The 20273-nt window shown below is 41.1% G+C and carries 14 protein-coding genes and 1 pseudogene; 6 read left to right on the forward strand and 9 right to left on the reverse strand.

Annotation, left to right across the window (positions count from 1 at the left end; all coding sequences use genetic code 11):
- Positions 1-112: 112 nt before the first annotated feature.
- The 5 genes from F936_RS03210 to edd all read right to left on the reverse strand — a co-directional run bounded on the left by F936_RS03210 (position 113) and on the right by edd (position 6488).
- Positions 113-1741 (reverse strand): NADP-dependent glyceraldehyde-3-phosphate dehydrogenase, encoded by a 1629-nt coding sequence (locus F936_RS03210; protein ID WP_005044871.1) that lies wholly within the window; start codon positions 1739-1741, stop codon positions 113-115.
- A gap of 163 nt (positions 1742-1904) precedes the next feature.
- Positions 1905-2417, reverse strand: a complete 513-nt coding sequence (locus F936_RS03215; RefSeq protein WP_005036944.1) for a gluconokinase — start codon at positions 2415-2417, stop codon at positions 1905-1907.
- Positions 2418-2434: 17 nt separating this feature from the next.
- Positions 2435-3793: a GntT/GntP/DsdX family permease gene (locus tag F936_RS03220; protein WP_003654858.1), complete on the reverse strand. Its 1359-nt coding sequence runs from the start codon at positions 3791-3793 to the stop codon at positions 2435-2437.
- Positions 3794-3981: 188 nt separating this feature from the next.
- Entirely contained in the window at positions 3982-4611 is a 630-nt protein-coding gene (gene eda / locus F936_RS03225) for a bifunctional 4-hydroxy-2-oxoglutarate aldolase/2-dehydro-3-deoxy-phosphogluconate aldolase (RefSeq protein WP_005044873.1), read from the reverse strand.
- A gap of 29 nt (positions 4612-4640) precedes the next feature.
- Positions 4641-6488 carry a phosphogluconate dehydratase gene (edd, locus tag F936_RS03230; RefSeq protein ID WP_005044874.1) on the reverse strand — a complete coding sequence of 616 codons (1848 nt, stop codon included), beginning with the start codon at positions 6486-6488 and terminating at the stop codon, positions 4641-4643.
- A gap of 650 nt (positions 6489-7138) precedes the next feature.
- Here edd and F936_RS18590 point away from each other — a divergent pair.
- From F936_RS18590 to F936_RS03250, 5 genes and pseudogenes are all read left to right on the forward strand, one after another.
- A pseudogene (locus tag F936_RS18590) lies at positions 7139-7258 on the forward strand (hypothetical protein).
- Positions 7240-8442 carry an acetate/propionate family kinase gene (locus tag F936_RS03235; protein ID WP_005044876.1) on the forward strand — a complete coding sequence of 401 codons (1203 nt, stop codon included), beginning with the start codon at positions 7240-7242 and terminating at the stop codon, positions 8440-8442. Before F936_RS18590 ends, F936_RS03235 begins: the two are co-directional and overlap by 19 nt.
- Before the next feature lie 45 nt (positions 8443-8487).
- Entirely contained in the window at positions 8488-10632 is a 2145-nt protein-coding gene (pta, locus tag F936_RS03240; protein ID WP_005044878.1) for a phosphate acetyltransferase, read from the forward strand.
- A gap of 228 nt (positions 10633-10860) precedes the next feature.
- Positions 10861-12387: a fumarate hydratase gene (locus F936_RS03245; protein WP_004641080.1), complete on the forward strand. Its 1527-nt coding sequence runs from the start codon at positions 10861-10863 to the stop codon at positions 12385-12387.
- A 141-nt stretch (positions 12388-12528) separates the two neighbouring features.
- Positions 12529-13083: a DUF2059 domain-containing protein gene (locus F936_RS03250; protein ID WP_003654848.1), complete on the forward strand. Its 555-nt coding sequence runs from the start codon at positions 12529-12531 to the stop codon at positions 13081-13083.
- Between the two features lie 24 nt (positions 13084-13107).
- Here F936_RS03250 and F936_RS03255 read toward each other — a convergent pair whose 3' ends face one another.
- From F936_RS03255 to tig, 4 genes are all read right to left on the reverse strand, one after another.
- Positions 13108-13824, reverse strand: coding sequence for a DUF2846 domain-containing protein (locus F936_RS03255; protein WP_005036950.1), 717 nt, complete (start codon positions 13822-13824; stop codon positions 13108-13110).
- Between the two features lie 152 nt (positions 13825-13976).
- On the reverse strand, positions 13977-15290 hold the full coding sequence (clpX, locus tag F936_RS03260) for an ATP-dependent Clp protease ATP-binding subunit ClpX (RefSeq protein WP_003654846.1): 1314 nt from the start codon (positions 15288-15290) through the stop codon (positions 13977-13979).
- 105 nt (positions 15291-15395) lie between these two features.
- A complete protein-coding gene (gene clpP / locus F936_RS03265; protein WP_003654845.1) occupies positions 15396-16001 on the reverse strand; it encodes an ATP-dependent Clp endopeptidase proteolytic subunit ClpP in 606 nt (201 codons plus the stop codon).
- A gap of 193 nt (positions 16002-16194) precedes the next feature.
- On the reverse strand, positions 16195-17529 hold the full coding sequence (tig, locus tag F936_RS03270) for a trigger factor (RefSeq protein ID WP_005036955.1): 1335 nt from the start codon (positions 17527-17529) through the stop codon (positions 16195-16197).
- Between the two features lie 414 nt (positions 17530-17943).
- On the opposite strand from tig, the gene F936_RS03275 reads away from it, so the two are divergent.
- A complete protein-coding gene (locus F936_RS03275; protein WP_005044883.1) occupies positions 17944-20232 on the forward strand; it encodes a TonB-dependent receptor in 2289 nt (762 codons plus the stop codon).
- The last annotated feature ends 41 nt before the right edge of the window (positions 20233-20273 follow it).

A 20273-nucleotide genomic window follows, 5' to 3' on the forward strand; every position in this document is an offset into this window, starting at 1 on the left:
TATTCCAAACAAAAACGCCTGATCAATATCAGGCGTTTTTGTTTATTTTATTATTCAAATTTTATAATCAAAAAAAACCAGCCCGATGGCTGGTTTTTTAACTACATACCACTTAGAAAATAAAGTCGGTATTCACAAATTTAGAATAGTGCTCAGACACCATAGAGGCCAGCATGCCTTTACTGTCATCAGTCTGTTTAGCAGCAATCATAGAACGAATAGAGAATGCACGCAGCGCATCATGCACAGACAGTGTACCTTCCGCAGAATCTTTACGACCACCGAATGGAAACACATCTGGACCACGTTGGCACTGACAATTAATGTTCACACGACAAACCTGATTGACCAGCGGATCAACCAAATGACCAATTTGCTCAGGGTCACTACCAAAAATACTCACCTGCTGACCATGATCAGAAGTAGTGACATATTCCAGCACAGTTTCAATGTCATCATAAACAGAGACTGGTACCACTGGACCAAACTGTTCTTCACGATACAGTCTCATGCCTTCAGTCACTGGATAAACTACGGCTGGATAGAACATAGTTTTGCAGAATTCACCACCTTCTACATTAACCACTTTTGCCCCTTTAGCCACGGCATCTTCAATGACTTCAGTCATATAGGCCGTACGGTGCATGCCTGGCAGCGGAGTAATAAACACACCTTTTTCCCACGGCATACCCACTTTCAGCTTGGCCAGTTCAGCCGTTAAGCGGTTAACAAATTCATCGGCTATCGAGCGATGTACCATCAACATCTTGAGCGCAGTACAACGCTGACCATTGAATGACAATGCACCCAGCAGACACTCTTTTACTGTCAGATCCAAGTCGGCATCTGGCAGAATAATGGCTGCATTCTTCGCATCCAGCCCCAAAATCGCACGCAGACGGTGAGATTTAGGATGTTGCTTTTTCAAGTAATCGGCCACTTTGCTAGAACCAATCAGCGCCAATACGTTGATTTTCCCAGATGCCAACAGATGCGGCACCACCAGTGAGCCTGGTGCATAGATGGTATTGATCACACCTTTCGGAAATGATTCACGGAATGCTTCCAGCAATGGTTCAAACAATAAGGTACCAAATTGAGGTGGTTTGAAGACGATGGTATTGCCCATTAGCATAGCTGGAATCAGGGTGGCAAAGGTTTCATTCAGCGGGTAGTTATATGGCCCCATACACAACACTACGCCCAAGGGGGTACGACGGATTTGACCAATGGTACCTTCAGCAATCACAAAGCGGGAGTTGGCATTGTCTAGGTCTTTCAGGGCATCAATAGTTTGACGCATATAGGTGACAGTACGGTCAAACTCTTTCTCAGAGTCAGCCAAGCTCTTGCCAATTTCCCACATGATTAGTTTAACAATCAGGTCTCGCCGCTCCACCATACGCTGAATGAAATTCTGCATACAGGCGATGCGCTCACCAACTTTCATCATTGGCCATTCACCACGACCATTGTTGTAGGCCCGTACTGCTGCTTCTAGTGCTTCGTCGCTTTCCTTCTCACCCATGATTGGATAACTGCCAAGCTCAACTTGCTGCAAACTACCATCAGGCTGCTGAGTCCAGATTGGGGACAATGTTTTCTTGGTTGCACCAGCCCACAACTTCAGCTCACCATCTACTAATGAGACACGCTGATGAATCTGGGATGGCAGACGCACGTTCTCAGGAATACTATCTACTACGGGAAATTTCTGCTGCAAATTATTTGAATGACTCATTCTTCTTATCTCCAAGTATTTATATATTTATGTATTTATATATTCGAACCTAGCCCGCTATGATCAGGCCTTGTTCCTGTGAATACCAGTACCATTACTGGTATTCACCTTGCTTGAGCCGCACCACAAATCAATCAAGACTTTGCAATGTTTCTAAATGAGGTTACCCCCTACACACACTGTCAGTTACCCCTAGTTTCTGCATGACCTGCACAACTATTTGTTCAGGTGTCAATGCGATATCAATCGTAATTGCCTCATGAACATCAGGCTCTTCTAAAGTATCAAGCTGAGTCTGCAATAACGAAGGGTCGAAAAAATGGCCCGCTCGCTCAGCAAGACGCTGTTTTAACAACTCATATGACCCTTTTAAATATACAAACTGCACATTCTGGTCATGGCCGCGTAAAATATCTCGGTAGACCCGCTTTAGTGAAGAACAAGTAAACACTGCTGTCTCACCCGCCTGCTGTTTCTCTTCAATAGCTTTACGAATCGCGTGTAACCAAGGCATGCGATCTTCATCAGTTAGAGGAATACCCTGACTCATCTTGCTTTTATTTGCAGTTGAATGCAGTGTATCTCCATCGAGAAACTCACAAGCCAAATGCTCCGACAGCAACTCACCAATCAGTGTTTTGCCTGTTCCACAGACACCCATTGCAATCACAATCATGGATTACTTACCTCTAATTATAAAATAGTGCTAAGAAGTAGCGTGAAAGACAAACCCAACACCGAAATAATGGTTTCTAATACTGACCAAGTTTTGAGTGTCTGCCCTACTGTCATACCAAAATATTCTTTGATTAACCAAAATCCTGCATCATTTACATGGGAGAAAACTAATGAACCTGAACCTGTGGCAAGTACTAAAAGTTCCGGTCTAACGGCGACACCAGCTGTAGCAGCAATCGGAGCGACAATACTACAAGCAGTAGCCATAGCGACTGTTGCCGATCCTGTTGCCAAACGAATCAATGCTGCAACTAACCAGCCCAACAATAACGGTGACAAATTTGCCTTCAAGGCTGTAGAAACGATCTCATTAGAAATACCACTGTCACGCAAAATACCGCCAAAACCGCCACCAGCACCGACAATCAACATGATTCCGGCAATAGAAGCCAAACAACCGCCACAGAATTTTTCGATCTGTTCACGGTTAAAGCCCTGCATCGTACCAAAGGTAATAAAGCTGACCAGTACGGCAATAAGCAATGCGATATCAGAAGTACCAATGAAACGTAGTAAGTCGTTTGCGAAAGTTTGTGGTGCAAAGAAAAGATCAGCCCAACTTCCGATTAACATTAATACGACAGGCAACATAATCGTAAATAAGGTAATTCCAAAGCTTGGTAGCTCACGAGTTTCTTTCTTATCTACCTCAACAAATTGCTTAAACAATGGATTGTTCTCAGGCAATTTGACATATTTGTTGATCCATAATGCATACAACGGCCCTGCAACAATCGCCGTTGGTACGCCCACTAACAAACTGTAGGCAATCGTTTTACCAATATCAGCGTGATATGCCTGTACCGCCAACAATGCTGCTGGATGCGGCGGAATTAAGCCATGCACAACGGACAAACCTGCAACCATTGGCAAACCTACAACCAATAACGACTTACCTGTTCTTTTGGCAATGTTAAAAGCAATTGGAATTAGTAGAACAAAGCCTACTTCGAAAAATACGGGCAGCCCCACAATAAGGGCAATGAACATCATGGCCCAGTGAATATTTTTCTCACCGAACCATTTAATTAAAGTAATTGCTATTCGCTCTGCACCACCCGACTCGGCCATCATTTTACCGAGCATTGTTCCGAGTGCGATTACAATCGCAAGGTGACCTAAAGTTTTACCGGTACCGGCTTCATATGACTTAACAATATCGCCCATTGGCATGCCAACAGCTAAGGCTAAACCAAGTGAAACAATAATAAGAACTAGAAATGGATAAATTCTGAACTTCGCGATCATGACAACCAATGCAATAATCGCGATTACAGTGTAGATAAGCAACATGCCACCCTGAACCGTCTCCATGTGACATTTCTCCTTGGAGTAACTATCTAGGCAACTAAGCCCAAATAAAGGTCTTCAACCAGGATAATTCCTACTGTTGAGACACTAATTTTTTATATTTAGGTATGACCAGCATCACTACTGGTCATATCGACATAAACTCTAAAGCACATCAAACGCGCTTCATTTTTTATAAATATTTACTACACTTAATCAGCTCTCAACTGACTAGCCAATTGTGCCAAGCGAGTAATTTCCGCCCAATCTTGTGAAGCAACTGCTGCTTTCGGTGTTAACCACGAACCACCCACACACACCACATTTGGTTGCTTTAAAAAGTCCGGAGCTGTCTCTACAGTAATGCCACCTGTAGGGCAAAAACGTAGGTTTGGAAATGGACCATAGAATGCTTTTAGCATCTCGACTCCACCCGCTTGCTGAGCTGGAAAGAACTTCACAATCTCATAACCTAATTCAATGGCCTGAATCAGGTCACTTGGCGTCATCACACCCGGTAATAAAGGCAAACCTGCATCTTGCGCAGCCAAATGTAAATCTTTAGTCAAACCTGGTGACACACCAAATTGAGCACCAGCTTTTTTGGCTTGAGCACAATGTTCTGGCTTGGTAATCGTACCGACACCGACCACAATGTCATCTGCCAACTGGCTCGCACGCTCAATAGCAGCCAGTCCTGCCGCAGTACGTAACGTAATTTCTAATACTTTCACACCACCAGTGTGCAGCGCGCGTGATACATGCTCACCTTGCTCGGCAGACTCAAATGCCAGTACAGGAATCACTGGTCCTAATTGAACGACATCTTCAATCTTAATCATTACTTTTCTATTCCTATTATTATTAAAGTCTAAGGTTGAACGATTTCACCAACCAATGCACCAAACACAGAAGCACCATGTTCAGCTGGTGCAGCAGTGGCACGGAAAACACCAAATAATTCTCGGCCAAAGCCGACTTCGTTTTCTGCCTGATGTTCAGGTTGTGCAACAGGGCGTGACTGCCAAACAACTTCATCTAACTCAATATCGAGTACACCAGCTTCAGCATCAATCACCAACATATCTCCCGTTTGCACTTTAGCAATCGGACCGTTCAGCAATGCCTCTGGAGATAAATGAATCACTGCTGGAACTTTGCCTGAAGCACCTGACATACGACCATCAGTTACTAATGCCACATGGAAACCTTGATCTTGTAAAACACCTAATACAGGGGTTAAACGATGTAGCTCTGGCATACCATTCGCACGCGCGCCTTGGAAGCGAACAACAGCAATGAAATCACGGTGTAACTCACCACGATCAAATGCAGCTTGCACTGCTTCTTGAGAATCAAACACGATTGCAGGTGCTTTAACTTTACGATGTTCTGGAGCAACGGCAGAGATCTTGATCACACCACGTCCTAAACGCCCTTGCATCAAACGCAAGCCACCATCTGGTTGGAATGGCTCATCGAAACTACGCAGAACTTTGTCATCAAGGCTTTGAACCACGCCATCAACCCAAGTGAGCTTACCATCGATCAGTTTTGGTTCTTTGGTGTAATGGTGTAAACCCTTACCTGCAACGGTAGTCACATCGTTATGCAATAAACCAGCTTCAAGCAAATTACGAATGAGGAAAGCAACCCCACCTGCAGCCTGAAAATGGTTTACATCGGCTTTACCATTTGGATAGATTTTTGCGAGCAATGGAACAACAGCCGACAATTCATCAAAGTCATCCCAGTCAATCAAGATGCCAGCCGCGCGAGCAATCGCAATAAGATGCAAAGTATGGTTAGTTGATCCACCAGTAGCGAGCAATGCCACAATGCCGTTTATAATTGCTTTTTCATCAACAACATGACCAATCGGCGTGTAGTTCCCGCGCTCAACGGTTAAGTCAAGTACACGAATGGCAGCTTCTGCGGTGAGTGCATCACGTAACGGCGTATGAGGGTGAACAAATGCGGCACTTGGAAGGTGTAAACCCATCACTTCCATCAACATTTGATTACTGTTGGCTGTACCATAAAATGTACAAGTACCTTGTCCGTGATAGGCTGCTGCCTCAGCTTCTAGCAGAGCATCTCGCCCAACTTCACCTGTTGCGAACTGCTGACGGATTTTGGCTTTATCGTCATTAGATAACCCACTTGTCATTGGGCCCGCAGGCACAAAAATGGTAGGTAAATAGCCAAACTGCAAAGCACCAATCAATAATCCTGGCACAATCTTGTCGCAAACACCCAGACATAGTGCAGCATCAAACATGTTATGAGACAGTGCAATCGCAGTGCTCATTGCAATCGTTTCACGAGAGAACAATGATAGTTCCATGCCAGCATTACCTTGAGTAATACCGTCACACATCGCTGGCACACCGCCTGCAAATTGCGCTACACCACCATTTTCACGAGCGGCTGTTTTAATTAGATCTGGAAATGTTTTATAGGGTGCATGTGCCGAGAGCATTTCGTTATATGAAGATACAATGCCAATATTTGGCTCACGGCCTACTTTAATAATTAATTTTTCATTATCTTCCATGCTGGCAAAACCATGAGCCAGATTGGCACATGAGAGTGCACCACGAGCAGGAAATTTGCCTTGTGCATGTTCAATACGTTGTAAATATGCAGAACGGGTTCGTTGACTACGCGCAATTACGCGCTCGGTAACTTTTGCCAGTATGGGATTCGGCAAGTCCATGCAGGACGCTCCTGTACAACCGGATAAGCCGGAAAAAATAAACCAAATGATATATTTTCTGATCATTTGAAAAAGAATGAATAATATTATTCAGGCGAAAAGCGACATGCAACCCCAGTCAATGCTGCTGTAATGGCCTCAGCACAAGCCTTAGAGGCGTAGTAAGCTTAGGTTTTAGACCAAAAACCTATTTAAAATCTCGATTATTTATGCTTAAACTGAACTTCAGAAATTATGGTAAAATTATCGTAATATCAATATCATGAAATACATTAAACAACATCTAGATAATAAGCTTTTCATACTATTTTTTAGTTCTAATAAGCCTATGTTTTATTCTTTATAATTCTCATTCCTACTATTAATTCTTAATTTCAATTACGTATATTATTTGTAATATATTTTTCAAATTTAATTAAAGAGACTTCTGCCCTCTTAATAAAGAATCAATACCCAACATTTAAAAATGAAATTTGATTCAAGCTTACTTTTCATAAATGTATACAAAAAACTCGTTTGCATCCTTATAAAAAAACAAGGAATACAGTGATTAAGCTTTATACTGAACAAATATTAGTTACAAATAATTTGATGGTCGATAGTGCTTAAGTCTAATGGGCTAAAGTCTATCTTGGACAGAAAAACAACACATGTTAAAAGATGACAACCAGTTCAACGTGTAGCCGAAAATAATACATTTTGAACAGGAAGTTAGGAAAACTATTTTAAATCAGGACGTGGGTATTTCAACGTGGCTACATCAGTATTAGTTATCAATTGCGGCTCTTCATCTATTAAATACGCGCTGGTTTCAGAACGTCGTGAAGATCGTATTTACGGTTTAGCAGAAAACTTGGGGGCAGCCGATGCTCGTATTAAGGGAGTGACAGTTGGTGGTGAACCACTTGAACTTTCAATTCCCTATGCTGACCATGCCAAAGCTTTAGAAACTTTACTTGCGCGTCTTGCCAACTACAAACCACAGGCAATCGGACATCGTGTTGTACACGGCGGTAGTTTAACCAAAGCCGAATTACTCACTCCTGAAATTATTGAACGTATTCGTGCTGCGACGCCTTTAGCTCCGCTTCATAACCCAGCACATTTAATCGGTATTGACGCAACCGTACGCCTATTTCCTGAATTACCTCAAGTTGCAGTCTTCGACACCGCATTCCATCAAACCATGCCACCGCATGCCTACCGTTATGCAATTCCTAAGTTCTTATATACCGAACATAATGTCCGTCGTTATGGCTTCCATGGTACAAGCCATGCCTATGTGTCTGACCGAGCAAGTGAACTTGCAGGCAATCTGAAAAAAGGTGGTTGGTTAACAGCACACCTAGGAAATGGCAGTTCAACTTGTGCAGTATGGAACGGACAAAGTGTTGATACTTCTATGGGCCTTACTCCACTAGAAGGTGTGGTGATGGGAACCCGTAGTGGTGATGTCGACCCAAGCCTACATAGCTTCCTTGCGAAAAATCTTGGTTGGGACCTCGCTAAAATTGATAAAGTTTTAAATAACGAAAGTGGCTTACTTGGCTTGTCGCAATTGTCTAATGACATGCGTACAGTCATTGAAGCAGCAGAAATTGGCAATGAAGATGCTTGCCTTGCAATTGAAGTGTTTAGTTATCGCCTTGCAAAATCACTTGCAGCATTAAGCTGCGGCCTACCAACTTTAGACGGCCTCATTTTCACAGGTGGTATTGGTGAAAACTCGGCATATATTCGTGAAAAAACTTTAGCGTATTTACCTCATTTTGGTTTGCAGCTCGACAAAGATCAAAACAACAACTTAAAACGTGGCACCGAAGGTCGAATCGACAATGAAATAGGTCCGCAAATTTGGGTCATTCCAACAGACGAAGAAGGCCGTATTGCCAAAGAAACCCGTCAAGTTGTTGAAGCGGCAGGAACTACAGCATCTGTAGCGAGCCTTGCTTAATCAGATCTTAGCGAAAACTCGATATTCGTTTATTTATAGGTTTATATGAATACAATTTTATTGATTCCTACAGGTGAAGGGGTTGGTTTAACCTCTGCCTGCCTAGGCATGATTTACGCACTTGATTGTAACGGGATTAAAGCAGGCTTTTTAAAACCATTTTCTCAAGAAGACCAAGAGCATCTTGATCGAACAACTTCTTTATTTGGTCACTTATTTCAAGGTAAAACTGTTCAATCTATTTCGCATGAAAAATTAACTCAGCTTATTGCCGCTGGGGAAGTGGATGAATTACTTGAAGAAGCTGTAAGCCTACATCGCAGTGTTGCAGCAGACCATGATGTCATTATTGTGGAAGGCTTATTACCAAACGGACAAGACCACTTCGCCAGTGAACTCAACGCAAGTCTTGCACAAGCACTTGATGCAGAAGTCGTATTGGTCAGTACAGCAGATATTCAAAACCCTAAAAAAGCCGCAGAAAAAGTAGATGCTCATTTACGTCAGTTTGGCGGTGCAGCGTCAAATCGTACTGCGGGTGTACTCTTTATGCGTACCCGTGGATTAACCGAAGAAACAGCACAAATTCCTGTGGCGTTTGATCCATCATTACGACCAACCGAAGACATCGCAAAATTTACGACCGAATTGCAAAAATATAATCGTTATTTTGGCTCTAGCGATTTACCAATTATTGGTTTAGTTCCATTTAGTAATACCCTAAGCGTACCTAGAACCCTAGATATTGCGAATGTAATTGATGGACAGTGGGTACATCAAGGTGAAGCTAAAACACGCCGTATTTTGCATTCAAGTTTAATTGCGTCAAGCATTGAATATGAACTGAATAAGTTCATTGCAGGTGAACTAATTATTAGTGCGTCTGAGCGTACAGACGTATTACTGGCAAGTAGTTTGGCGACCAGTAATGGTATTCCACTCGCTGGCTTGGTTCTTACTGAACGTGAAGCACCAGCTCCTGAGCTTTTAGAGTTTTGCCAAAGTGCGATCAAGCAAGGCTTACCGATTTTACATACACGTCTCAATACATTAGAAACTGCTCAGCGTTTATCTGACTTTGGTAATGAAATTCCCGTCGATGATACTGAACGTGCGGAACAAGTGACTCGTTTTGTTTCAAGTCATATTGATGTCGAGTGGCTTAAGCAGCACAGCAACAATGCCGCTACCCCTCGCCTGTCTCCATCGGCTTTTCGTCATGAACTGGTGCAAAAATCGATTGCAGCGAAAAAACGCATTGTACTGCCTGAAGGCGATGAGCCACGCACCATTCAAGCTGCAGCCATTTGTCAGGCACGTGGTATTGCTGACTGTATTTTACTGGCAAAACCAGAGGCTGTTCAGGATGTTGCAAAAGCCCGTGGTATTGAATTACCAGCCGGATTAGCAATTGTTGATCCAGATAGCATTCGCGACCAATATGTAGCGCCAATGGTCGAGCTACGTAAAGGTAAACTCAACGAACTTCAAGCGAAAGAACAACTTCAAGATACCGTAGTGCTGGGTACAATGATGTTAGCTTTAGACGAAGTAGATGGCTTAGTTTCTGGTGCAGTACACACCACAGCAAATACGGTCCGCCCAGCATTCCAGCTCATCAAAACAGCCCCTGAATATTCACTGGTTTCATCAATCTTCTTTATGCTTTTACCAGATGAAGTTTATGTGTATGGCGACTGTGCAATTAATCCAGACCCTACCGCAGAACAATTAGCTGAAATTGCGATTCAGTCTGCTGACTCGGCTAAAGCTTTTGGAATTGATCCACGTATTGCCATGATCAGTTATTCAACTGGAACATCTGGAACAGGTGCAGATGTTGAGAAGGTACAACAAGCAACTCAAATTGCTCAGCAACGTCGCCCTGATTTACTTATTGATGGTCCACTTCAATACGATGCAGCTTCAGTTGAAAGTGTTGGACGCCAAAAAGCACCAGACTCACGCGTTGCTGGCCGTGCCAATGTATTTATTTTCCCTGACTTAAATACGGGTAACACCACGTACAAAGCAGTACAACGTGCTGCGAATGTTGTGAGCGTTGGACCAATGTTGCAAGGTCTCAACAAACCTGTAAATGACTTGTCTCGCGGAGCATTGGTAGATGACATCGTGTTTACCATTGCGTTAACGGCAATTCAGGCAGAACAGCAAGCCGCTGCTAAATAATTAATAATTTGATCCGCTTCTACCTCTCGCCATTTGATGTCCGCTCAAATGGCTTTTTTTATTTTAATCGTTTCAAAATAAATAATTTTCCTATCTCTGACGTTTAAATGCGCTCTATATAGTCTTATGCGACTTTCGGTCAAAAGATCAACCAATCTCCCACAAAACTATCTTTTTGTCATATAATTTAGCCCGCTAGCTAACAGCCCGCTCAAGAGATTTTTTGGTATGACAACGATTATCAAACAAGATGACTTGATTACATCAATCAAGGACGCCCTACAGTTTATTTCGTACTATCACCCGCAAGACTTTATCCAAGCAATGAGTCGTGCTTATGATCGCGAAGAAAACCAAGCTGCAAAGGATGCAATTGCACAGATTTTAATTAACTCTCGCATGTGTGCGGAAGGTCATCGTCCAATTTGCCAAGATACTGGTATTGTTAACGTTTTCCTTGAAGTGGGTTTAGATGTTAAATTTGATTTAACAATGAGCTTAGACGATGCAGTAAATGAAGGTGTTCGCCAAGGTTACCTTGAAAATAGCAACGTTCTTCGTGCATCTGTACTTGCTGACCCTGCATTTGGTCGCAAAAACACAAAAGATAATACCCCTGCTGTAATTCACTACAAACTCGTTCCGGGTAACAAAGTAGATATTACTGTTGCTGCTAAAGGTGGCGGTTCAGAAAACAAATCTAAACTTGCGATGCTTAACCCATCTGACTCGATTGTTGATTGGGTACTTAAAACTGTACCAACAATGGGTGCAGGCTGGTGTCCTCCAGGTATGCTCGGTATTGGTATTGGTGGTACTGCTGAAAAAGCCATGATGCTTGCTAAAGAAGCGCTCATGGAAGAAATCAACATGGACGAATTACTTCGTCGTGGACCAGAAAACAAAATCGAAGAACTTCGTATCGAAATCTTTGAAAAAGTAAACGCACTTGGTATTGGTGCACAAGGTCTTGGCGGTTTAACCACTGTTCTTGATATTAAAATTAAAGATTACCCATGTCACGCTGCTGGTAAACCAGTAGGTATGATTCCTAACTGTGCTGCTACTCGTCATGCTCACTTCCAGCTTGATGGTTCAGGTGTAGCTCATATTCAGGCACCAAAACTTGAAGATTACCCATCTGTAACTTGGGATTCTTCAAAATCTAAACGTGTAAACCTTGATACCATTACTCAAGCAGAAATGGATTCTTGGAAACCGGGTGACACATTACTCCTTAGCGGAACAATGTACACAGGTCGTGACGCTGCGCACAAACGTATGGTTGAAATGATCGACAACGGTGAAGAATTACCAGTTGATCTTAAAGGTAAGTTTATTTACTACGTTGGCCCAGTTGATCCAGTGGGTGACGAAGTTGTTGGTCCTGCTGGTCCTACAACTGCAACACGTATGGATAAATTCACACGTAAAGTACTTGAGCATACTGGCTTGTTTGGCATGATCGGTAAGGCTGATCGTGGCCCTACAGCAATTGAAGCAATCAAAGACAATAAAGCAACTTACTTAATGGCAGTTGGTGGTGCAGCTTACCTTGTATCTAAAGCTGTTCGCGAAGCTGAAGTTGTTGCGTTTGCAGACTTAGGTATGGAAGCAATCTACAAATTCGTAGTTGAAGATATGCCTGTTTCTGTTGCAGTTGATGTAAACGGTACTTCAATTCATGCAATTGCTCCAAAAATCTGGCAAGCGAAAATTGGAAAAATTCCAGTAGTCGATGCTGCGGCAGGCTAATCGAGAAAAGCACCGAATTCGGTGCTTTTTTTATGCATTCTTTTTTATTTTAAAATCTGAAAAGAATTGTAACAATTACTTCTTCAATCTGTGCTATTAATAAATGCACTCTCTCGCCATATATTGAATATAGGTCATTTCATGACTATTCGCCCTATTCTTAAAAATCTTTCAATCAGCCTCTGCTTAAGCTGTATTACGACAAGCTTATTTGCATCTCCTGCCAAATTAAGTTCAGTCAAAGAACTCATGCAAATGAGCCAAATTGATTACCTGCTTAAAGAATCAATTAATGAATTAACGCCTTATTATGATCAACAGGCAGAACAGATCGTTAGTAATATCACGGGTATCAAAACTTTAGGTCCAAAAGAAAAAGAAGCTGCGAAAAAGCTCGGTTTACTATTGAAAGATTCAAGCAATCAACTCATCAGCAACCCTAAAACTGCCCAAGCCTTACAAGACATTTATTTAAAGACATATTCTGAAGAAGAGATTCAAGCGAATCTTAAATTTTTAAAAACCCCAGAAGGCCAATCGATTACACGTAAAAACGTGCAGATTATGGGGCAAATTTCAGAATATATGATGGAGTTAGGACAACAGACCTTTAATGATCCTAAAGCACGAGATCATATGCAAGAAGAGATGCTTAAAATTATTGCACCATTGATGAAAGATAAAGAAAAGTCTTAACTTTTCTTTATCTTTTGCAAGTTATTACCAAGTTAAAGGATTCCATAATTTAAAGGGTTTAATCAGATGTACATCTGATTTTTCATCATATTTGGCAGGTTTTAATTCTTGTGGCTTATGTCGAATCTTGCCTGAAGCATCTTCTGCTACAAAGTTGTAGCTTGAAGATTTCAACTCGGTAAAGGCAATTTCTCTACGGCCAATATTATCTTGCATTAACATAAATGGGCCAGTGTGTTCACCTCGGTCCATTTTATTTTCTTCATCATATTTCAAATAATAAGACGTTCCAGCCTCAACAGTTATATCCATATATTTTGGCTCTTGAAAATGAATCCCCAATAAAGGGCGGCTCGCAGAAAGACGATAAGTCCCTGCTGGCAATTCAATCCAATAATAATGGTTATGTAGTAGGCTCGGAATTCGCTTGCCATTTACAAACAGGTTAATCGCAGCAATTTCCTGACGATTCCATTTTGTATCTGGTCGATAGAGATAAACAACAGCAGCTTGTGCGTTTTGTGGTTTGATCGGGACAAATGTCTGACCCAATTTTTGATTAACCCAACCACCCACGGCAAAACCACCTACGTGATATTGGTCTAATAGTCCGGGTTCTTTTTCAACATCGACTTTAGGTAAGGTTGCAGTCAATTCACCCGTATTTTTTTCTAAATGAGATGAACTTTGACAGCCCACAAACAGTCCGGCACAGCACAAAGATACGATTAAATAACGCATGGCATCCCTCAAAGCGTTTTGTTTTTGATTTATTTTTTACACCGCAAAACTATGCGTATTTTGTATTTTTAAGATTAACACCACCCACATAAATTGAAAACAAAAAAAGCACGAATCACTCACGCGATTCATGCTTTTTAGATGAATGAAATCTATGCAGACTTCGAATCAATAACCTTTAAATCAGCCTTTGCAACACTTTCATGTGTTACAGCTTCTTTAGGTTGACGCTCTGCTTGATAAACAGGTTCTGCTTCACCATTAATGACTGCTTCATTAATAATGACTGTCCCAACGTCAGTACGGCTTGGTAAATCGTACATGGTTTCAAGCAGTACGTTCTCCATAATAGAACGTAAACCACGCGCACCCGTATTGCGTTCAAGTGCTTTCTTCGCGATAGCACGCAATGCAGAATCTTCAAAGATCAGATCAACATTTTCCATGGTGAAAAGATATTGATACTGGCGAGTTAATGCATTTTTTGGCTCAGTCAAAATTTGCATTAATGCTTCTTCATCCAACTCTTCAAGTGTAGCAATCACTGGTAAACGACCAATGAATTCTGGAATTAAACCAAATTTCACTAAGTCGGTTGGCTCAACCTGACGGAACAATTCAGCAAGTTTTTTGGTTTCATCTTTGTTTTTAACATCAGCTGTAAAACCAATACCGCCTTTCTCTTGACGCTGCTGTACAATTTTTTCCAAACCAGAAAATGCACCACCACAAATAAACAAGATATTCGAGGTGTCAATTTGGATAAACTCTTGCTGCGGATGCTTACGCCCACCTTGCGGAGGAATAGAAGCCACTGTACCTTCAATCATTTTTAACAATGCTTGTTGTACACCTTCACCAGAAACATCACGCGTAATTGACGGGTTTTCAGATTTACGAGTAATCTTGTCAATTTCGTCAATATAGATAATGCCCTTCTGAGCTTTTTCTACATCGTAGTCTGCTTTTTGCAAAAGCTTTTGTACAATATTTTCAACATCTTCGCCCACATAACCAGCTTCGGTTAATGTTGTTGCATCTGCCATTGCAAATGGAACATCTAAAAGGCGAGCTAATGTTTGCGCAAGTAAAGTTTTACCCGAACCTGTAGGTCCAATCAGTAGAATGTTACTTTTAGCAATTTCTACTTCTTTAGACACATGGCCATTATGACCAACTTTTAGGCGTTTATAATGGTTATAAACCGCAACAGATAACGTCTTTTTGGCAAGATCTTGACCAATCACATATTGATCAAGCGCAGCACGTATTTCATGTGGTTTTGGCAATGCCTTACTCGCCCAGTCCCCTGCTTCAACCTGTTGGCTGGTTTGTACAAGGTCTAAGCAGACATCCACACATTCATTACAAATATATGCGTCCTCACCTGCAATCAGTTTCCCGACTTCAGACTGCGTTTTACCGCAAAATGAACAATGTTTTTGTCCTTGAGGATGTTCGGACATATTCACTCCACAAATAGAATCTTAAATATTAGGGCAAGATGCACTGCATAAATAACTAAATGGAGATCTTTTTCAACATCTCAAGTTATTTATATAGGAAGCTCCTTATGGACGCTTACTTAACACCTGATCAACCAAACCATATTCTTTAGCAGACTGTGCTGTCATAAAGTTATCACGGTCAGTATCACGAGCAACGGTTTCGTAGTCTTGACCACTGTGCTCTGCCATTAAGCGGTTTAAACGTTCTTTAATAAATAGAATTTCACGCGCATGAATTTCAATATCCGATGCTTGACCGCGGAAACCACCCAATGGTTGATGGATCATGACACGCGCATTTTCTAGACAATAGCGTTTGCCTTTAGCACCAGCATTTAACAAGAATGCACCCATTGAAGCAGCTTGACCCATACAATATGTCACGACATCAGGTTTAATAAACTGCATCGTGTCATAAATAGCCATGCCCGCTGTCACAGATCCACCTGGAGAATTGATATAAAGGTGGATATCTTTATCAGGGTTTTCAGCTTCTAAAAACAACATTTGGGCAACAATCAGATTTGCCATGTTGTCTTCAACTTCACCTGTTAAGAAAATGACGCGCTCACGTAAAAGTCGTGAATAAATATCAAAAGAACGTTCGCCGCGAGAAGATTGTTCAACCACAACAGGAACTAAAGCATTTTCAATTGTTGGAACATACATACGTTATTTATTCCTAAATTTTTTGTGACTTAACCTATGGCAACAATATGCGGGATAATTTCTCAAATTGCAAAAGGTTCGCACTGAAATATTATATTATTTATACCTAAGTACTTAATGTCGCACTCAAATTAACCACATAGTGAAAAACAAAAAAGGCGCCTAAAGCGCCTTTTTCTGACTTCTTAAAAGATTAGCCCATACGGCGAGCTTGTTGTTCTTTTAACAAATCATCGTAAGATACAGCTTTGTCAGTCACTTTAGCAGCAGCTAAGATGTGATCAACAACTTGATCTTCTAATACAACTGCTTCGATTTGAGCACGTTGTTGAGCATCATTTTTGAAGTATTCAATCACTTCAGTTGGATCTTCGTAAGAAGAAGCCATGTCGTCAATGTAAGCATCAACGCGAGTTTGATCAACTTCAAGTTTAGCGTCAGCTAAAACTTTGCTCACCAATACGCCAAGCTTAACAGAACGCTCTGCTTGCTCTTTGAACAATTCGTCAGGAAGCATGCTCTTGTCAAAAGATTGCGCGCCTGCACCACCGAACTGTTGAGTGAACTGTTGAACCATTTGTTGACGTTGACGGTCAATTTCTTGAGCAACCATTGCAGTTGGAACTTCAACTTCGTTCGCAGCAACAAGTGCGTCAAAAGCAGCTTGTTTAACTTGGTTACGTAAACCATTGCGAACTTCACGTTCCATATTCTTGCGAACGTCAGCTTTTAACTTCTCAACGCCTTCTTCTTCAGTTACACCGAAGATTTTCAAGAATTCAGCATCAATTTCTGGAAGTTTTGATTTTTCAACTTGCTTCACAGTGATTTTAAACTGAGCTGCTTTACCAGCCAAGTTTTCAGCTTGGTAGTCTTCAGGGAAAGTAACATCGATTACTTTCTCTTCGCCAGCTTTCATGCCAATGATGCCGTCTTCGAAGCCAGGAATCATACGACCTGAACCTAACACAAGTTTAAAGTCTTCAGCAGAACCGCCTTCAAACTTCTCACCATCGATAGTGCCTTCAAAGTCAAAAGTCACTTGCATGTCTTTTTTCGCCATACCCTTGGTAACAGCCCAAGTTTGACGTTGTTTTTGCAAGTTTTCGATCATAGCGTCAACGTCAGCATCTTTAATTTCAGCTGTTTTACGTTCAACTTCTAAACCGTCAAATGCTTGTACTGTAACTTCTGGATAAACTTCTACAGTCGCTTCAAAAACTAAAGCATCTTCTTTATGTTCAACTTTATCAATGTTCGGCATTCCTACCGCATTGATTTTTTCTTGTTGAATTGCTTCAAAAACGCTATCACGAATGATGTCATTTACAACTTCTTGATAAATGCCCGCACCGTATTCGCGACGAACAACGTTTTCAGGTACTTTACCTGGACGGAAGCCGTTGATCTTCACAGTTTTGGCAGTGCGCTTCAAACGAGCTTCAAATTGCTCGTTAATACGGCTCGTCGGTACAGAAACATTTAAACGACGGGCAACGCCCGAAACCGCTTCAGTCGTTACTTGCATGGCTTCCTCGATAAAAATTAGTGAGTAGGAACAGTTTTTTTAAAAGTGCTGTATTATATGACAACTTTCAAGATATACAAAATTAACCGACCACTTCATTTAAATGAAGGTCGTTATTCTCGTAAATTTCACAGTAATTTTATGATTCTTTAAATATTTTTCATAAAGCCTTAAGCAAAACTAATTTTTTAGTTATTCTTCATAAATCTAAAATTACAATCAAAATCTAATTTTAATCGTTTTTACAAACAATTACTAAGAATCAGTAGATTAGCTACATAAAAGTACAATTACCTATTCAATCATTCACTTCATCTTCACAATCCAATTGGCAAATCCAATTAACACAAACTGTACATATAAATAAGAATTATTATTATTCGCATAACCTTTTAGTTTTAGAGTCCTGAAGTCATGTCTTTGATTAGAACACGTAAAAAAATTGTTTCTTCTGCGATAGCTTCATCGCTATCAATGATTGCAACAACAGCCATGGCACAAGAAGCAATTTCACAATTACCAACGATTCATACTCAAGCGACTCAAGAAGAATCTTTAAAAGTAGACCAGTCTGCAAACTCTAAATTCGTGGCTCCCCTCAAAGACACGCCAAAATCGGTCTCTATTCTTTCTCAAAAATTAATTAAAGATACAAACTCTAATACCCTACTCGAAGCTTTACCTTATGAACCAGGCATTACTTTAGGTGCAGGTGAAGGCGGTACACCATTTACAGATATGCCTTACATTCGTGGTTATAACGGACAGTCTTCTATTTATGTTGATGGTGTTCGCAATACAACGTCACAAAGCCGCGATATGTTTGCTATTGAGCAAGTTGAAGTGATTAAGGGCTCTTCTTCTGCTCTTGGTGGCGGTGGTAGCGTTGGTGGAAGTATCAACTTAATCCCTAAAGTTGCTCATGAAGGTGATGTTTACCAAGGCAGCGTTCAAGGTGGTACCGACAACTATCGCCATATCCAACTTGATGCCAACAAAGACTTTGGTAACGGAATTGCTGGTCGTGTTGTTATCATGGGCCATGAAAATGAAAAAGCTGGTGCTAACAATGGAGCTGAATATGCTCGTGCTGGTATTGCCTCAAGCCTTGCATTTGGCCTAGATACAGCAACTCGTGGAACACTTAGCTACTACTATTTACGCAGTAATGATGAACCAGATGCGGGTATTCCATTTAACAATGCAAACCCGACTACCCCTCCTGCTGGAGTTACTGTGACTCCTGGTAACGGTAAGCCTGTTGATGTAAAAGCGGGTACTTACTATGGCTGGAAAGCTCGTGACTTTGATAAACGTGAAAACCATATTGGTACGTTTAAATTAGAACATGACTTTAATGAAAATCTTACCTTGTCGAATGTAGCGACTTACAACAAATCTAAATCTGACTATGTTTACACCAATGCTGATGACTCGAAGGGTAATATTTACAGAGGGACAGTCGCTCGCCGTGCTTTAAGCCGTATATTGGATAGTGATGCGTATAGTGATCAACTTTCTTTGAGAGGTAAATTCAATACTGGTTCATTAAAACATTCTTTTAATGTCGGTACTGAATGGAGCTTCCAAGAAACTGACCAAGGCGTATATACCTTTACTAATGCTGCTGGTGAAACTACATCGACTATTTTAGACAGCAATATTCAAAACTGTACTTCAGCTGCTGCTGTAGCAAATGGCTGGTGTACGAGTTTAAATAATCCAGGAAACGGTGCATTCACAGATAAACGTGGTTCTATTACAGCACAATCGACCACTCGTAGTCATAATGTAGGAATCTACGCTTTAGACAGTATTGAATTTAATCCACAATGGTTACTTAACCTAGGTGTTCGTTGGGATAAATTTGAAACTGAGAAAAAATACAATAAGGACGTAGGTGGACGTACACCTCATAAAGCTGGTGATAAATTAGAAAGTGATACAGATTACTTCTCTTACCAAGCTGGTTTAGTTTTTAAACCAACAGAAGATGGTAGTATTTATTTAAGTTACGCAACATCAGCGAACCCTGTAGGTGTGCTAGCTGAAGGTGATACAGGTTCAGATTCTATTAGCGACTCAGGTAGCGCAAGTGCGAGTGCAAATGATCTAAAACCTGAAGAAGCACGTACTTTTGAACTTGGAACAAAATGGGACCTGTTTAATAATCGTGCGAACTTAACTGCTGCGATCTTCCGTACTGAAAAGCAAAATACACGTATCCAAATCGACCCTACAACAACTGCTAACGCTGGTAAAAGTAAAGTTGATGGATTTGAAATCAGCTTGAACGGGAAAATCACCGACAAATGGGATGTATCTACAGGTTATAGCTATTTAGACAGCGAAATCACTGAAGCGGCATATAATGCGGTTGCTCAAGAAGGTAAACCTCTTCCATTCGTAGCTAAAAACAGCGCGACTTTATGGTCTACTTACAGAGTGATGCCTCAATTGACTTTAGGTGCTGGTGTTGAATACCGCGATCAAGTATTTGTAAACACGACTGCTCCAAAATACTTGCCAACTTATACTATTTACAATGCGATGGCTAAATACGACGTTAACAAGAACGTAAATTTACAGCTTAATATTAATAATATCTCTGATAAGCGTTATTTCACTAGTGCACATGCAGCACACTATGCATTTGAAGGTAATGGCCGTAACGCAGTGTTAGCAATTAACTTTAAGTACTAAGTTTAAATTCCATAATAGTTTTATGGAATTAATTAAAGTTC

It is taken from the genome of Acinetobacter calcoaceticus DSM 30006 = CIP 81.8 (assembly GCF_000368965.1).
Taxonomy (GTDB): Bacteria; Pseudomonadota; Gammaproteobacteria; order Pseudomonadales; family Moraxellaceae; genus Acinetobacter; species Acinetobacter calcoaceticus.

Bases quoted from the DNA above. Each gene is read 5' to 3' on its own strand.
- F936_RS03210 (WP_005044871.1), bottom strand. From the start codon at position 1,741: ATGAGTCATTCAAATAATTTGCAGCAGAAATTTCCCGTAGTAGATAGT.
- F936_RS03215 (WP_005036944.1), bottom strand. From the start codon at position 2,417: ATGATTGTGATTGCAATGGGTGTCTGTGGAACAGGCAAAACACTGATT.
- F936_RS03220 (WP_003654858.1), bottom strand. From the start codon at position 3,793: ATGGAGACGGTTCAGGGTGGCATGTTGCTTATCTACACTGTAATCGCG.
- eda (WP_005044873.1), bottom strand. From the start codon at position 4,611: ATGATTAAGATTGAAGATGTCGTTCAATTAGGACCAGTGATTCCTGTA.
- edd (WP_005044874.1), bottom strand. From the start codon at position 6,488: ATGGACTTGCCGAATCCCATACTGGCAAAAGTTACCGAGCGCGTAATT.
- pta (WP_005044878.1), top strand. From the start codon at position 8,488: ATGAATACAATTTTATTGATTCCTACAGGTGAAGGGGTTGGTTTAACC.
- F936_RS03245 (WP_004641080.1), top strand. From the start codon at position 10,861: ATGACAACGATTATCAAACAAGATGACTTGATTACATCAATCAAGGAC.
- F936_RS03250 (WP_003654848.1), top strand. From the start codon at position 12,529: ATGACTATTCGCCCTATTCTTAAAAATCTTTCAATCAGCCTCTGCTTA.
- F936_RS03255 (WP_005036950.1), bottom strand. From the start codon at position 13,824: ATGCGTTATTTAATCGTATCTTTGTGCTGTGCCGGACTGTTTGTGGGC.
- clpX (WP_003654846.1), bottom strand. From the start codon at position 15,290: ATGTCCGAACATCCTCAAGGACAAAAACATTGTTCATTTTGCGGTAAA.
- clpP (WP_003654845.1), bottom strand. From the start codon at position 16,001: ATGTATGTTCCAACAATTGAAAATGCTTTAGTTCCTGTTGTGGTTGAA.
- tig (WP_005036955.1), bottom strand. From the start codon at position 17,529: ATGCAAGTAACGACTGAAGCGGTTTCGGGCGTTGCCCGTCGTTTAAAT.
- F936_RS03275 (WP_005044883.1), top strand. From the start codon at position 17,944: ATGTCTTTGATTAGAACACGTAAAAAAATTGTTTCTTCTGCGATAGCT.